Annotated in this window: 1 protein-coding gene; it reads right to left on the minus strand. The window is 65.7% G+C overall.

Annotated elements, in window-relative coordinates; all coding sequences use genetic code 11:
• On the minus strand, nt 1-530 hold a 530-nt coding region (locus tag KQI88_RS17870), incomplete at both ends, for a hypothetical protein (RefSeq protein WP_216419669.1).

Below are 530 nucleotides of genomic sequence, written 5' to 3' on the forward strand. Positions count from 1 at the left end.
TTTTTCAGGCCGTCGCTGGGCTCAAACTGGTAGCTGATGGAGGAGACGAAGTTGGCCACGTCGCTGTCGTTGTAGTCGTAGTCCACATTGGCGCGGTCGAGGAGGATGTAGGCGTCTCCCGACTCGCCCTCCAGGGTGTACTCCACATTGGAGACCAGGTCCAGCCGGGTCTGGGTGAGGATCGAAATGGCGATGCCCCCGCCGATGAGGAGGACCAGCGCCGCCGCCACCCCGATAAAGGTGAGCTTGCCGGCTTTGCTCTTGGCGAATTCTTTAAATTTCTTCAGCCCCTCGCCCTTGGGCGCCTGGGGAGCCGGGGCGTATCCGCCCTGGGGAACGGTGTACCCGCCCTGCGGGGGGACAGGCGCGCCCGCCACAGCGCCGGCAGCAGCGGCAGCCGGCATCTCGCCGACGGCGCTGGAGCCCTGGGCGGCAGCCGGGTGCTTCTTCGCCCAGACCATCAAAAACACCTGGTAGGCGGCGAGGGCGATCTGCAGGAACATGCCGAACTGCAGCAGTCCCAGCCGCAG

The sequence above is a fragment of the Alkaliphilus flagellatus genome, assembly GCF_018919215.1.
In the GTDB taxonomy this organism is placed as follows: domain Bacteria; phylum Bacillota; class Clostridia; order Peptostreptococcales; family Natronincolaceae; genus Alkaliphilus_B; species Alkaliphilus_B flagellatus.